The organism is Streptomyces rhizosphaerihabitans (genome assembly GCF_025399795.1).
Classification (GTDB): Bacteria; Actinomycetota; Actinomycetes; order Streptomycetales; family Streptomycetaceae; genus Streptomyces; species Streptomyces rhizosphaerihabitans.
This window is the reverse complement of the sequence record NZ_JAODTZ010000014.1, coordinates 49,593-62,793: the sequence shown is the minus strand read 5'-3', so window position 1 is coordinate 62,793 and position 13,201 is coordinate 49,593. Positions and strand designations below refer to the sequence as shown.

10 protein-coding genes and 2 pseudogenes are annotated in these 13,201 nt (G+C 70.4%); 6 read left to right on the top strand and 6 right to left on the bottom strand.

Translation table 11 applies throughout. The annotated features are described in order from the left end of the window. Positions 1–6: 6 nt before the first annotated feature. From N4G66_RS16415 to hemL, 3 genes are all read right to left on the bottom strand, one after another. Positions 7–1,269 carry a hypothetical protein gene (locus N4G66_RS16415; RefSeq protein WP_261704848.1) on the bottom strand — a complete coding sequence of 421 codons (1,263 nt, stop codon included), beginning with the start codon at positions 1,267–1,269 and terminating at the stop codon, positions 7–9. Positions 1,270–1,420: 151 nt separating this feature from the next. Then, positions 1,421–2,140 carry a histidine phosphatase family protein gene (locus N4G66_RS16410; protein WP_261704847.1) on the bottom strand — a complete coding sequence of 240 codons (720 nt, stop codon included), beginning with the start codon at positions 2,138–2,140 and terminating at the stop codon, positions 1,421–1,423. After that, positions 2,137–3,453, bottom strand: coding sequence for a glutamate-1-semialdehyde 2,1-aminomutase (gene hemL, locus N4G66_RS16405; protein ID WP_261704846.1), 1,317 nt, complete (start codon positions 3,451–3,453; stop codon positions 2,137–2,139). The genes N4G66_RS16410 and hemL overlap by 4 nt, the downstream gene beginning before the upstream one ends. Positions 3,454–4,052: 599 nt before the next feature. Here hemL and N4G66_RS16400 point away from each other — a divergent pair. Beyond that, a complete protein-coding gene (locus tag N4G66_RS16400; protein WP_003974483.1) occupies positions 4,053–4,490 on the top strand; it encodes a hypothetical protein in 438 nt (145 codons plus the stop codon). A 241-nt stretch (positions 4,491–4,731) separates the two neighbouring features. Here N4G66_RS16400 and N4G66_RS16390 read toward each other — a convergent pair whose 3' ends face one another. After that, on the bottom strand, positions 4,732–5,469 hold the full coding sequence (locus tag N4G66_RS16390) for an SDR family NAD(P)-dependent oxidoreductase (RefSeq protein ID WP_261704845.1): 738 nt from the start codon (positions 5,467–5,469) through the stop codon (positions 4,732–4,734). A gap of 572 nt (positions 5,470–6,041) precedes the next feature. Between N4G66_RS16390 and N4G66_RS16385 the strand changes: the two genes are divergently transcribed. Together N4G66_RS16385 and N4G66_RS16380 are read left to right on the top strand one after the other, a co-directional pair. Next, entirely contained in the window at positions 6,042–6,707 is a 666-nt protein-coding gene (locus N4G66_RS16385) for a hypothetical protein (RefSeq protein ID WP_261704844.1), read from the top strand. A gap of 304 nt (positions 6,708–7,011) precedes the next feature. Further along, entirely contained in the window at positions 7,012–7,740 is a 729-nt protein-coding gene (locus tag N4G66_RS16380) for a class F sortase (protein WP_261704843.1), read from the top strand. A 122-nt stretch (positions 7,741–7,862) separates the two neighbouring features. Here N4G66_RS16380 and N4G66_RS16375 read toward each other — a convergent pair. Then, positions 7,863–8,048 (bottom strand): annotated as a pseudogene (locus N4G66_RS16375) (winged helix-turn-helix domain-containing protein); the annotation flags it as partial. After that, positions 8,047–8,448, bottom strand: a pseudogene (locus N4G66_RS16370) (amino acid permease); the annotation flags it as partial. The pseudogenes N4G66_RS16370 and N4G66_RS16375, both read right to left, overlap by 2 nt. A 239-nt stretch (positions 8,449–8,687) precedes the next feature. Here N4G66_RS16370 and N4G66_RS16365 point away from each other — a divergent pair. The 3 genes from N4G66_RS16365 (at position 8,688) to N4G66_RS16355 (ending at position 13,075) form a co-directional block, all read left to right on the top strand. Next, positions 8,688–9,239, top strand: a complete 552-nt coding sequence (locus tag N4G66_RS16365; RefSeq protein WP_261704842.1) for a hypothetical protein — start codon at positions 8,688–8,690, stop codon at positions 9,237–9,239. A 93-nt stretch (positions 9,240–9,332) separates the two neighbouring features. Then, a complete protein-coding gene (locus tag N4G66_RS16360) occupies positions 9,333–11,312 on the top strand; it encodes an APC family permease (protein ID WP_391858828.1) in 1,980 nt (659 codons plus the stop codon). 206 nt (positions 11,313–11,518) lie between these two features. Next, positions 11,519–13,075, top strand: a complete 1,557-nt coding sequence (locus tag N4G66_RS16355; RefSeq protein WP_261704840.1) for a Na+/H+ antiporter — start codon at positions 11,519–11,521, stop codon at positions 13,073–13,075. Positions 13,076–13,201 lie beyond the last annotated feature (126 nt).

The window sequence follows — 13,201 nt, the reverse complement described above, 5'->3', positions numbered from 1 at the left end:
CGCATTTCAGGCGGCCTGCCCCCGAAGGAAGGAGTGCCAGCCTCCGTCCGGCCGCTCCGCCACGTCCATCGACTGGAGCTTCGCCAGCACCTCGGGCCGCTGCACATCCAGCCAGTCCACGAACTGACGGAAGGAGACCATGCGCACGTCGGCGCCCTTCTCCTTCTCCCGGGCGACGTGGGTGAACACGTGCTCGACGGCGTCCATGTAGATGCCGCCGTTCCACTCCTCGAAGTGGTTGCCGATGAAGAAGGGGGCACGATTCGTCTCGTATGCCCGCTTGAATCCGGAGACATACGATTCTGCCGCCTGGGTGCGCCAGCCCGGGTAGTTGTACGAGGGCGCCCGGGTGGAGTTGACGGACTGGTTGGCGAGGATGTTGTAGTCCATCGAGAGGACCTCGAAGCGGTGCCCGGGGAAGGGCATCGCCTGCAGCGGCAGGTCCCACAGCCCCTCCTTCTTCTGCGGCCAGCGCTGGACACCGCCGGGCGAGGAGGCGTCGTAACGCCAGCCGAGCTCCTTGGCGGCGGGCAGCAGGTTGTTCTGGCCGAGCAGGCACGGGGTGCGGGCGCCGATGAGTTCCTTCTCGTAGTCGAAGGGCAGCGGGGGCAGATCGGTCCAGCCCGTGTTGGTGCGCCACTCGGTGACGAAGGACTTGGCCTGGTCGATCTCGCTGCGCCACTGCCGGGACGTCCAGTTGCCGACCGAGCCGGAGCCGCCGCAGAAGTGGCCGTTGAAGTGGGTGCCGATCTCGTGGCCGTCGAGCCAGGCCTGACGGACCAGCTTCAGCGTGGAGCGGACGTGCTCGTCGCTGAGATATCCGATGTCCGAGGCGCCGCGGGGGTTGTTCGGCGGGTCGTACACGCGCTTCTTCGACTCGGGCAGCAGATACAGCCCGGAGAGGAAGAACGTCATGTGCGCGTCGTTCTGCTTGGCGAGCTGGAGGAAACGGTCGAAGAGACCGGTGCCGACCTCTCCGGCGCCGTCCCAGGAGAAGACCACGAACTGCGGCGGGGTCTCACCGGGTTCGAGCGGTACGGGTGCCTCCGGCTGGCGCGGCTGCTTGCCGGTGTAGGCGGTGGACCCGTCACCGATGAGACGCGCGGCCGGCTTCTTCGGGGCGCCGGGCCGGCCGGTTCCGGCCGAGGCGGAAGGGTCAGGATGCCGCTTGGCTTCCTTGCCCGAGGTGGTACCGCACGCGGCGAGTCCGAGCGCTGTCGCCGCACCCGCACCGAGGCCGATCATTCCCCTTCGGCTGACGTCGCGCATACGGTCCTCTTTTCATCGCACCCTCTCAGCTGACTCTCAGCTTGTATCCCATGAGAGGGCGCGATGAAGACGGGGGTTCCGTTTAACGCGCGCAGATTTATATGATTTTACGAAGATGCGCCCATTTGGCCCGACTCTTCGCTTTTACCCGTCAGGCCCCGAACGCCTTGGTCTTTCCCTTCACCGGCTTGGCGCCCGCGAGGAGATGAGCCGGAACCAGATCGCGCGCGGGCTCGGTGTAGCCCACGGACACGATCTTGTCGCCGCGGTAGGTGAAGGTCGTCAGGGACGCCAGGGTGCACTGCCGCTTGCGCGGGTCGTGCCACAGCCGCCGCTTCTCCGCATAGCTGCGGACGATCCAGATCGGCAGCTGATGGCTCACCAGCACCGCCTCGTGGCCGCGCGCGGCGTCCTTGGCTGCGTCCAGCGCCCCCATCATCCGGACGACCTGGTCGACGTACGGCTCGCCCCACGACGGCTTGAACGGGTTGACGAGGTGCTTCCAGTTCTCCGGCCGCCGCAGCGCGCCGTCCCCGACACCGAAGGTCTTGCCCTGGAAGACGTTGTCGGCCTCGATGAGCCGCCCGTCCGTCGCCAGGTCGAGTCCGTGGGCCTTCGCGATCGGCGTGGCCGTCTCCTGCGCCCGCTCCAGCGGCGAGGCCACGACATGCGTGACATCGCGCGAGGTGAGGTGTTCGGCCACCCGGTCGGCCATCTGCCGTCCGAGCTCGGACAGGTGGTAGCCGGGCAGCCGCCCGTAGAGCACCCCGTCCGGGTTGGCGACCTCGCCGTGGCGCATCAGGTGAACGACGGTGATGTCGTCGTTGCCGGTGCTGCCGTTGTCGCCGGTCGTACCGATGGTCTCGCTCATGCCGTGGCCTCCGCCGCTGCCCGCGCCGCCGCCGGAAGGGCGTCGGCGATCCGCTGAACCGCCTGGTCGTCGTGGGCCGTCGACACGAACCACGACTCGAACGAGGACGGCGGCAGGTACACGCCCTGCGCCAGCATCGAGTGGAAGAACGCGTTGTAGCGGAAGGACTCCTGCGCCTTCGCACCCTCGTAGTCGCGCACCTCACGCCCCGTGAAGAAGACGGAGAACATGTTGGAGGCGGTCTGCAGGCGGTGGGTCACACCCTCCTTGGTGAGCGCCTCGCCCACCAGCGTCCGGATCCGCTCCGACACCGCGTCGACCTTGTCGTACGCGGCCTGGTCGAGCAGCCGCAACTGCGCGAGCCCGGCGGCGGTGGCGACGGGATTGCCCGAGAGCGTGCCCGCCTGGTACACCGGTCCGGCCGGCGCAAGGTGCGCCATGACGTCCTCACGGCCACCGAACGCGGCGGCCGGGAAGCCGCCGCCCATCACCTTGCCGAAGGTCATCAGATCGGGGCGCACGCCGTCGATCCCGTACCAGCCGGCCCTGCTGGTGCGGAAGCCGGTCATGACCTCGTCGGAGATGAAAAGGGCGCCGTTCTTCGCGCAGGCGTCCTTGAGGCCCTGGTTGAAGCCGGGCGCCGGAGGCACCACACCCATGTTGCCGGGCGAGGCCTCGGTGATCACACAGGCGATCTCACCGGGGTGCGCGTGGAACGCGGCCTGCACGGCTTCGAGATCGTTGTAGGGCAGGACGATGGTGTCGGCGGCCTGGGCGCCGGTGACACCGGGCGTGTCGGGCAGCGCGAAGGTGGCCAGCCCGCTGCCCGCCGCGGCGAGCAGCGAGTCGACGTGCCCGTGGTAGCAGCCGGCGAACTTGATCACCTTCGACCGCCGGGTGAACCCGCGGGCCAGCCGGATGGCCGACATGGTCGCCTCGGTGCCGCTGGAGACGAGCCGGACCTGCTCGACGGGCTCGACGCGGGCGACGATCTCCTCGGCGAGGGCGACCTCTCCCTCACCGGGCGTACCGAAGGACGTACCGCGTGAGACGGCCTCCTGAACGGCGGCGATGACCTCGGGGTGGGAGTGCCCGAGGATCATCGGACCCCAGGAGCAGACGAGGTCGACGTACTCACGGCCGTCGGCGTCGGTCAGATACGGGCCGGTACCGGACACCATGAACCGGGGCGTACCGCCCACGGCGCGGAAGGCGCGCACCGGAGAATTCACGCCACCTGGCGTGACGGCCGTCGCACGGTCGAACAGCGACTGCGAGGCTGGGGCTGCATAGGGATAAGGCAGTTCGGTCATGACCTGCGACGTCTCCGACTCCGGGGGGCTAGTGACCTCCTCAGGGTAGGCCAGGGGCTGCGGGGAGCCGTGAGGGGAAGTCCGGGGGAGCCGTGAGGGGAAGAACGGGGCACCGTGAACGGATGAAGCCGACCCGACGTACGGCTCCACACAGGAATGATCCCGGCCATCGCGGAGCCGGTGTGACGGAGCCCGGTACGACAAACGGGTTCCTTCCTCCGGCCATCTGCGAAACTGGGCCACGAACGGACAGCTCACATGAACGACGGTGTTCAGGGGCCGCGAAGATCCCGCGGACAGGTGTTTCGGCGCACGTTTCGGCGTGCGACCGTGGGGGAGGTCACTGTCACGATGATCGGGTTGCGTGGCGGGGGTCTCGCGACTTAGAAAAGCAGTCGGGTGGAGATATGCATCGCGGTGGCGGACTGGGCGAGGGGACCGATGACCTCAACCCTCGGCGTGCCCGGCGGGGGAAGCACCGGCGCGAGGCGGAGGAAGCTGCCGGGAGAGCGGGACAGGCACAGGGATCGCAGAGCGAGCCCGAACGGATCGATCGCGCGGTCGAACGACTGCGAGCGGAGAGCGGGAATGGTGGCCGAGTGGGGGTGACGTACAAATATTTCGGCGCGCCGGACGGCGCGACGGCGGCCCGGGTCCCGATCTCGATGCGCCCCGAAGAACTCGGCGGCGACGAGCTCGGCATGAACGGCATGTTCACCAAGATCAAGCCGGAGACGATGGCCGCGATGGTCCTCACCGGCATAGAAGGCGTTCCCCTGCACAAGGTGCCGCCGCTCGAACTGGTCGTTCTGCATCCCGACTACGCCGTGGTCAAGCTCCCGATGACGGTCGTCGACCCACTGCGCGGCATAGGCGAGGAGGCCGTCGGCGCGGCCGCCTTCATCTGGTCCACCGTCCCGGACCGGGGCGGCCCACGGGACGCCTTCAACGTCTATCAGCTGCTGCACGAATGGCAGGACTTCTCGCACCGGCTGCACGAGGCGGGGCATCAGCCCTATTGCCTGGTGTGGCCCTGAGCACTGAGCCCGACCACGCTCAGGCAGGCCGCGCTCGGAGAAGGTCCGCCGGACCGTGGCCGTCGTCGAGCCCCGGGCAGCCGGTTCCGCCGCGTGATACCGCGACCACCGCCACCGGACCGGGGTCGGGTGTGAGCGCGCCGCGGCGGCGCAGGAGCGCCGACAGGTTGATCGCCCACGTCGCCGGCGCCCCCGGCAGAGACTCGATCGCCCGCGTCGCCGGGGCCGACGGCAGAGACTCCTAGAGTCCGCCCGCGACCCGCAGCACCGCGCCCGTCGTGTACGAGGCGTCGTCCGACAGGAGCCAGGCCACCGCGCCCGAGATCTCCTCCGGCCGGCCAGCGCGGCCCATCGGGATGCCCGCGGCCACCCGGGCCGGGCGCTGCGGGTCCTCGTGGAAGTCGGTCCAGACCGTGCCCGGGGCGACGCAGTTCACCCGGATTCCGTCGGCCGCCACCTCCTTGGACAGGCCGATGGTGAGGGCGTCGACGGCCGCCTTCGCGGCGGCGTAGTGGACGTACTGGCCCGGACTGCCGAGGGTCGCCGCGGCGGACGAGATGTTGACGATCGCGCCTCCGCCGGCCGCGGTCATCTCCCGTACGGCGCGGCGCGCGCAGAGCAGATAGCCGAGGACGTTGACCGCGAGGGCCTCCCGCATGCCGTCGGGGTCGGCTTCGGCCAGCGGCCCGTTGGGTCCGCTGACACCGGCGTTGTTCACCAGTGCGGTGACCGGGCCGAGTTCGGCGGCCGCCGCGTCGAAGAGCCCGTCGACGGCAGTGGGGTCGGAGGTGTCCACGGCCACCGGCAGAGAGCGCCGGCCCGCCTCCGCGACGGCGTCCGCCACCGCCTCGGCCGCCGCGCGATCGGACCGGTAGCCGATGACGACGTCATGGCCCTCCAGCGCCAGCCGTCGGCAGACGGCGGCACCGATTCCGCGGCTGCCGCCGGTCACCACCGTGATCTTCCGCCTGTTTTGCATGATCGCCTCTCATGTTCACGCAAACGATCAGTGTGCCAGGAGACGGCCGGGAACCAGGGGCGGCCGGTCGGAGTGGGGGCTTCGGCGGCAGGTGACGGGCGCCCGGCGGCCGACCGCCAGGGCAGCAGGCAGCCAGATGGCGGCTGCACCCGAGTTCGGCTCCCGTCTCCCGCGTCCGGGGACACCCTGAGTCGCCGGAGGACACGACTCGCTCATGAATCGCCCATGGCTCTCCAAAGGACAAGAGCCGCCGGGACACCGGGATCTGACGCCGAGCGACCCCCGCTGCTCATCCGGGCGAAGCAGACGTGTCGCCGCCGATCGGGTCATGCGTGGGGCTCCGCACAGGGCCGCCGGACACCGAGCGAACACGGTGAATCAGCAGGTCAGAAAGGTCGGCCCGCCCGCGGACGGTCGTCACGGCGACCAACGCGGCGGGCCTCGGCAGTGGGCCGGGTGAGCTTCCCGGGTGGTGCGCTTTGCACATCGGATTGACGGTGGATCACATCGGGCCGGGTTTTTGTCTGCTGACAAGAGGTCAGCTGCCTGGTTCCGACGGAAGGACTCCGACAATGCGATCTGCCCGCATGCTCCTGGCTGCCGCGACGGCCACCGCCGCTCTCGCGATCGCCGCCCCCGGCGCGTACGCCGTCTCGGCCGGCGACTGGGGCCACGACGACTCCTCCTCCTCTTCTTCCTCCTCCTCTTCCTCCTCCTCCTCCAGCAAGGAGCACCAGGACTCCGGGTACGGCAAGGAGCACGAGGACTCCGGATACGGCAAGGAGCACGAAGACTCCGGATACGGCAAGGAGCACGGCAAGGACAGCGACCACGGCAAGGGCTCCTGGAGCCACGAGAAGCCGGAAGGCGGCGTGCACACAGGCGGCGGTGCGCTGACGTCCGTCAAGACGGACGACTGGTCCAAGGACGACAAGAAGTACGACCCGGAGACCTACAAGGACAAGGGCTCCTCCAGCTCCTCCAGCTCCTCCAGCGGCAGCGGTTCCTGGGACTCCGGGCAGGACAAGGGCTCATGGGACTCGAGCAGCAAGCAGGACAAGGGCTCATGGGACTCGAGCAGCAAGGAGGAGGACAAGCCGCACGGCGGCATGCACACCGGTGGCGGCGGTCTCGCCACGTCGTCGGGCGTCACGGCCGGCGGAATCGGGGTCCTGGGCCTCGCGGCCGCGGGCGTGTACATGCTGCGCCGTAGAAGCGCGCAGGGCGGTGTGGTCTGACCATGCCTGACGACATAGCAATAGCGGTCCGGGCCGCCACCCACTCACCCCCTGGCGGCCCGGCCGGTCTCCCCCTCCCACACCGGCCCGATCTCTCTCCCACCCCGGCCCGCTCTCCCTCTCCCGACCCCCGCTCCAGTCGCCGACCCGCCTCCTGCTGCTCCTGCTCGTCCCGCCTCGGCTTCTCCCGCCGCTTCTGCCGCTTCTGCTGTTTTTGCTGCTGTTACTGCTGTTACTGGTCTTGCTGTTCCCGCTGTTCCCGCTCAGTCCGCTCTGCTGCCCCGACCCGATGAGGTGGTGCCCGATGGCAGCCCGGTTGTCCTCTCCCGCCGAGACCCCGCACCCGTCGCCCGAGCGGAACTTCCGGCGTCGTGTGACGTGGGTCGTGTGGTGCGCCGGTGTCGCGGTCCTGCTGGCCACGAACATGCTTCACCGCAACGACGAACCGTCCGGCCCCTCCCCCACTTCCCGTGCCGCCGCGGCCCCCGCGCCCTCGCACTCGGCCGCGTCCTCCGCCTCGCCCTCGAACTCAACCGCGTCCTCCGCCTCGCCCTCGAACGATCGCCCGGCCGGGAAGCATCTCCCGCGGTCCGAGCCGACCCGTCTGCTCATCCCGAAGATCTCGGTGGACGCGCCCTTCACCGAACTCGCCATCGACGACACGGGCAAACTCCAGCCCCCGCCCGCGGGCGACACGAACCTGGTCGGCTGGTACGCCAAGGGCGTCTCCCCCGGTGAGACGGGTGCGTCGATCATCGCCGGGCACGTCGACACGACGACCTCCGCCGCCGTGTTCGCCGGTCTCGGCGAGCTGAAGAAGGGCGACAAGTTCAGCGTCGAGCGGTCCGACGGCAGGACGGCGTCCTTCGTCGTCGACAGCGCGGAGACCTTCGCGAAGGACGACTTCCCCGACGACCGCGTGTACGCCGACACACCCGACGCCGAGGTCCGCCTCATCACGTGCGCCGGCAACTACGACCGCACCGTCAGGGACTACACCGACAACCTGGTGGTCTTCGCCCACCTCGTCTGACCGGACGGGCGCGGGGCCGCTCACGGGCTCCCGAGGCCGATCCAGAAACGGTCCTCACCCTGCGAACGGCCTTCGGGGACACCGCCGTTGGCCAGGATCACGCGACGGGAGCCCTCGTTGCCTCACGCCTCGAAGCGGTAGCCCATGCCGGGCTCGGTGATCAGATGGCGAGGGTGGGACGGGTCCGCCTCCAGCTTCCGTCTGAGCTGGGCCATGTACACCCGCAGGTAATTGGTCCTGTTGCCGGCCGAGACACCCCACACCTCCTGGAGGAGCCGGCGCTGGGTGATGAGCCGGCCCGGGTTGGACCGGCAGCCCGCCGAAGGAGGTGTTCGCGGAGAGGGCGAGCAGGATCATCGTCGCGAACTGGACGACATGGAAAGCCCAGTTGTGGCCGAGCGAGGCGTCCGCGAACTGGGCGAGGACCGTGACGCCCTCGACCGGCTGGAGGTGGAAGCGCGAGATCGGCACGGACAGGCCGATCAGCATCGCGCCGGGCACCGCGCCGAGGGCGGCTTCGGCGCGCTGGGCCCGCCTCGCCCGCGGGACACGGAAGGACGGCACGGCGTTGGCGAGGGCTTCGACGCCGGTCAGGGCGCTGCACCCGGAGGCGAACGCCTTCAGCAGGAGCAGGGCGCCGACCGTGGTGGCGTTGCCGGCGAGGACGGACGCGTGCCCGTGGGCGGCGGCCGTGCTGACGGGGTGGGACGGGTGCTCCTCGACTCGGGGCGCGGCCCCTGAAGGGGCTCCGGCCAAAGGAGCCGCACACGCGGGGAGGCGGTGTGCGGCTGCGCCCAGGTTGTTCCCGGCCCCGGACCGGCGCGGGCACCCCTTGCGGGATCTTCGCGCCGATCTCCCCGTCCTTGACGCAACGTTGACGCCACGGCTCATCAAAGACCCGTCAAGGCACAGCGCTTCCGGTCCCGCGGTTCACTACCGTCGGACGTATGGAACGCCGCAACGATCCGTGCGCAGCGGCCGAGGTGCCCCCGCCGGCCGAGGAGGTCGCGCACGATCTTCTCTGGGCCCGGGACCTGCGCAGCTGGCTGCGTTGCGCGGGCGCGCTGCTCGCCCTCCTGCTGCTGATCGACGGCGCCGCCGGCACCCTCACCGACCCGCGCGCCCTGCTGTGGTTCACGCTCGCGGCGCTGCTCTTCGTCGTCCTGTGCCCCACCCGGATCGCCGCGGGCGAGGGCTGGCTGACCTCGCGCGGGCCGCTCGGCACCCGGCGGGTACGGACCGACCGCCTGGTGTCCGTGCGCTGCCTGGACGGCGTCGGAGAGCGGCTCGTACTGCGCGACACCTTCGGCGCGCGCCTGGAGATCGACCCGCGTGTCCTGGTCGCCAGCCCGGAGCTGTGGCACCGCCTCGACGAGGACGCCCGGGTCTCCGCGCTGCGCGGCTCCCTCGTGTGCGGGGAGACGGCGCTGCACCGCGTCTCGGAGCGGATCGACCGTGAGACGGCGCTGACGGTGTTCAAGGTGTCGGGGCTGGACTGAGTGTCGGAGCCGCCCGCCTCTCCTCCGCTGGCTTAGCCTCCGCCCGTGCTCAACGTGACGGAGATCCTCAAACGCCTGGTGATCGGCCGGGCGATGCGCAGCGAGGAACTGACCGAGACGCTGCTGCCCAAACGGCTGGCCCTGCCGATCTTCGCCTCCGACCCGCTGTCGTCCGTGGCGTACGCGACGCAGGAGATCCTGCTCGTCCTCACCCTCGGCGGACTGGCGTATCTGCACTTCACGCCGTGGATCGCGGGTGCGGTGGTGGCACTGATGGCAGTCGTGGTGCTGTCGTACCGGCAGGTGGTGCACGCCTATCCGAGCGGCGGCGGCTCCTTCGAGGTGGCGTCGACGAACCTGGGCCCCTCGACCGGTCTCGTCGTCGCCGCCTCCCTCCTGGTCGACTACGTCATGACGGTCGCCGTCTCGGTCGCCTCCGGCGTCGACAACATCATCTCGGCGATCCCCGGGCTCGCCCACGAACGCGTCCTGATGGCGCTCGTCTTCGTAGCCCTCCTCGCGGCCGTCAACCTGCGCGGGGTGCGCGAGTCGGGGCGGGCCTTCGCCGCGCCGACGTACCTGTTCATCGGCGGTGTGCTGGTCATGGTGGTCACCGGCATGATCCGGTACGCCCTCGGGGACGCGCCGGTCGCCGAGAGCGCCGCCTACGGTGTCACGCCGGACCCCGCTGACGCGCACCTGACGGGCCTGGCCCTGGTGATGCTGGTGCTGCGCGCGTTCTCCTCCGGTTGTACGGCGCTGACCGGCGTGGAGGCGATCTCCAACGGCGTCCCGGCGTTCCGCAAGCCCAAGTCGCGCAACGCGGCCACCACGCTGGCGGTGATGGGCAGCCTCGCGATCGTCATGTTCGTCGGCGTCACCACGCTGGCGCTGATCTCGAAAGTGCACATCACCGACGACGCGTGCCGGCTCACCGGGCTGAGCGGCGACTGCGCCTCCTACACACAGCGCACGGTCATCGCACAGGTCGCGGCGGCCGTGTTCGGCGGGGAGCACAGCTTCGGTTTCTACTTCATCCAGGCGGCGACGGCTCTCGTCCTGGTCCTGGCCGCGAACACGGCCTTCAACGGCTTCCCTTCGCTGTCCTCGATCCTCGCCCAACACCGCTATCTGCCACGCCAGTTGCACAACCGGGGCGACCGACTGGCCTTCTCCAACGGCATCCTGGCCCTCGCGATCGTCGCGGGCCTGCTGCTGTGGGGCTACAAGGCCAACGTCACCAGCCTCATCCACCTCTACATCCTCGGCGTGTTCACCGCTTTCACGCTCTCCCAGCTCGGCATGGTGCGGCACTGGAACCGCGAACTGCGCGGCGAGCCCGACACGGCCGTGCGCCGACGCCACCACACAGCACGCATGATCAACGCGGTGGGCGCGGTCGTCACCGGACTCGTCCTCCTCATCGTCCTGACTACCAAGTTCACCCAGGGCGCGTGGCTGGCCGTCCTCGCGGCGGCCGTGCTGTGGGTGACGATGCGCGCGATCAGACGCCACTACGACACGACGGCGGCGGAGCTGGCGGTGACCGACCCCCACGGCGAGCTCGTACCGCCCAGCCGGGTGTTCGCGATCGTGCTCGTGTCCACACTCCACAAGCCGACGCTGCGGGCCCTCGCCTACGCGCACGCCACCCGCCCCGACCGGTTGGAGGCACTGACGGTCTCCGTCGACCCGGACGAGACGACCGAGCTGCGCAGGCGCTGGGAGGAGTACGGCATCGACGTACCGCTGAAGATCGTCGACTCCCCCTACCGCGAGATCACCAAGCCGGTCGTCGGGTACGTCCGCGCGGTGCGCCGCGAGAGCCCGCGCGACATCGTCGCCGTCTTCGTCCCCGAGTACGTCGTCGGCCACTGGTGGGAGAACCTCCTCCACAACCAGTCCGCCCTGTGGCTCAAGAGCCGGCTGCTCTTCACCCCGGGCGTGATGGTGACGAGCGTGCCCTGGCAGCTCAGCTCCTCGGCCCACGCCGACCGGCCGGCGGCCCGGGCAGCGGGGTCCGTCCGCCGGGGGGAGCCACCGCCGGTGCCTCCGCGGCCGCGGAGCCGGTAGCCGCGGGCCCGGTCGAAGGCATAGGCGTCCATCACCCCGGCCGGGACCCACGACAGCGCCCGGACACCGCCGGGACATTGACACTGCCTTGACGGGCCCCGGCCCGATAGGGTGAAAGAGGTGTGCCGGGAAGTCTGGTCGGCGGGGAGCCACACGGGCTCCTCAGGGAACCCCCCGTGGTTTCCCCGAATGACCAGGGGGACGGCATGCGCAGCGTAGGAACAGTCCTGGCTCTGGTCGTACTCGCCACGCTGGTGGCGACGTTCGCCCGCCGGTGGCGCATCCCCGCCCCCTCCCTGCTCGTCGTCGCGGGCCTCGCCGTCGCCCTGCTGCCCGGCACCCCGCAGATCGAGATCAGTCCCGGGATCATCGGACTCGTCGTCCTGCCGCCGCTGCTCTACGCGAGCGCCGAGGACATGCCCTGGCGTGAACTGCGCGCCGTGTGGAAGCCGGTCGGAGTCCTGTCCACAGGGCTGGTACTGGCCTCGGCGGCGGCCGTGGCCTGGGTGGCCTCGCTCGTCACCCCGCTGTCGTGGCCGACGGCCTTCGTGCTGGGCGCGGTCCTCGCCAGCACCGACCCGGTGGCGGTCACCGCGCTGGGCAGACGACTCGCGCTGCCGCCCAGGGTGCAGGTCCTCGTCCAGGCGGAGAGCCTCTTCAACGACGCCACGTCGCTGGTGCTCTTCCGGGTGGCGGTGAGCATCGCGGTGGCGACGGCCGCCGTGGGCTGGAGCGCCGCGGGCGAGGAGTTCCTGCTCCTCGCGGGCGGGGGCACGGTCATCGGCGCGGCTGTCGCCGCCGTCGTCGCGCTGATCCGGCGGCGTACCGAGGACCCCGTCCTGGAGACGGTGATCGCCCTGGTCACCCCGTACGCGGCGTACGTCCTCGCCGAGGGCGCGCACACCTCGGGCGTCACCTCGGTCGTGGTCGCCGGAGTCGTCCTGGGCGGTCGCGGCGACCGCCTCACCGACGCGCGCATCCGCCTCCAGCTGCACGCCGTCTACGGCACGGTGGTGTTCCTCCTGGAGAGCGTCGTCTTCAGCCTCATCGGGCTCGCCCTGCCTGCGCAGGTACGGGCGCTGTCCGACGCCGACCGGGCCTGGCCGCTGTACGCGCTCGCGGTGGCGGGCACCCTCGTGGCCGTACGGCTGCTGTGGCTGGTGCCGCTGACGGCGGTGGTGCAGCGCGAGGGCGGCGTCAGCCGCATGAACTGGCGGGTCCCGGTGGTGCTCACCTGGGCGGGCACCCGGGGTGTGGTCCCGCTGGCGGCGGCCCTGTCGGTGCCGGAGTCGCTCGCCGGACGTCCGCTGATCCTGGTGCTGACCACCTCGGTCGTGGTCGTCACGCTCGTCGTCCAGGGCTTCAGCCTCGCCTCCGTCGTCCGCCGCTCGGGCATCGCCCTGGAACCCGCCCACACGGAACGCGAAGAAGCCTCGGCACGCTGCCGGCTGGCCGGCGCCGGACTCGGCCGGCTGGACGAACTGTCGGAACTGGAGGCCGTGCCCGACGTCGTCCTCGACCGGCTGCGCCGAGGCCTGACAGCCCGTCTCGACGACGCCCGCGACCGCCTCGCCGAACCCACCGACGACAGCACCGGCACCGAGTCCGCCGACGTCGTCTACCGGCAGCTGCGCCGCGACCTGATCGCCGTCGAGAGCGCCGAACTCCAGACCCTGTACGACGAACACCGCATCAGCGACACCACACGCAGGCGGTTGCAGCGGTCCCTGGACCTGGAGGAGGCCAGGCTGGCCGACGCCTGAACCGGAACCCTCGACTCCACCTCTTGGCGCCCCCGTGATGCACGACCAGCCGGTCTTAACGCAAGCTTGACGCCTGGGGCCCCAGGACGCGTGGGCCCAGGGATCACTCTCTGCATACGCTGATGG

Excerpts from the sequence above, each read along its gene's own strand:
- N4G66_RS16410 (WP_261704847.1), bottom strand. The coding sequence starts at position 2,140 with ATGAGCGAGACCATCGGTACGACCGGCGACAACGGCAGCACCGGCAAC.
- N4G66_RS16360 (WP_391858828.1), top strand. The coding sequence starts at position 9,333 with ATGCGCAGCGAGGAACTGACCGAGACGCTGCTGCCCAAACGGCTGGCC.
- N4G66_RS16355 (WP_261704840.1), top strand. The coding sequence starts at position 11,519 with ATGCGCAGCGTAGGAACAGTCCTGGCTCTGGTCGTACTCGCCACGCTG.
- N4G66_RS16390 (WP_261704845.1), bottom strand. The coding sequence starts at position 5,469 with ATGCAAAACAGGCGGAAGATCACGGTGGTGACCGGCGGCAGCCGCGGA.
- hemL (WP_261704846.1), bottom strand. The coding sequence starts at position 3,453 with ATGACCGAACTGCCTTATCCCTATGCAGCCCCAGCCTCGCAGTCGCTG.
- N4G66_RS16365 (WP_261704842.1), top strand. The coding sequence starts at position 8,688 with ATGGAACGCCGCAACGATCCGTGCGCAGCGGCCGAGGTGCCCCCGCCG.
- N4G66_RS16380 (WP_261704843.1), top strand. The coding sequence starts at position 7,012 with ATGGCAGCCCGGTTGTCCTCTCCCGCCGAGACCCCGCACCCGTCGCCC.
- N4G66_RS16385 (WP_261704844.1), top strand. The coding sequence starts at position 6,042 with ATGCGATCTGCCCGCATGCTCCTGGCTGCCGCGACGGCCACCGCCGCT.
- N4G66_RS16415 (WP_261704848.1), bottom strand. The coding sequence starts at position 1,269 with ATGCGCGACGTCAGCCGAAGGGGAATGATCGGCCTCGGTGCGGGTGCG.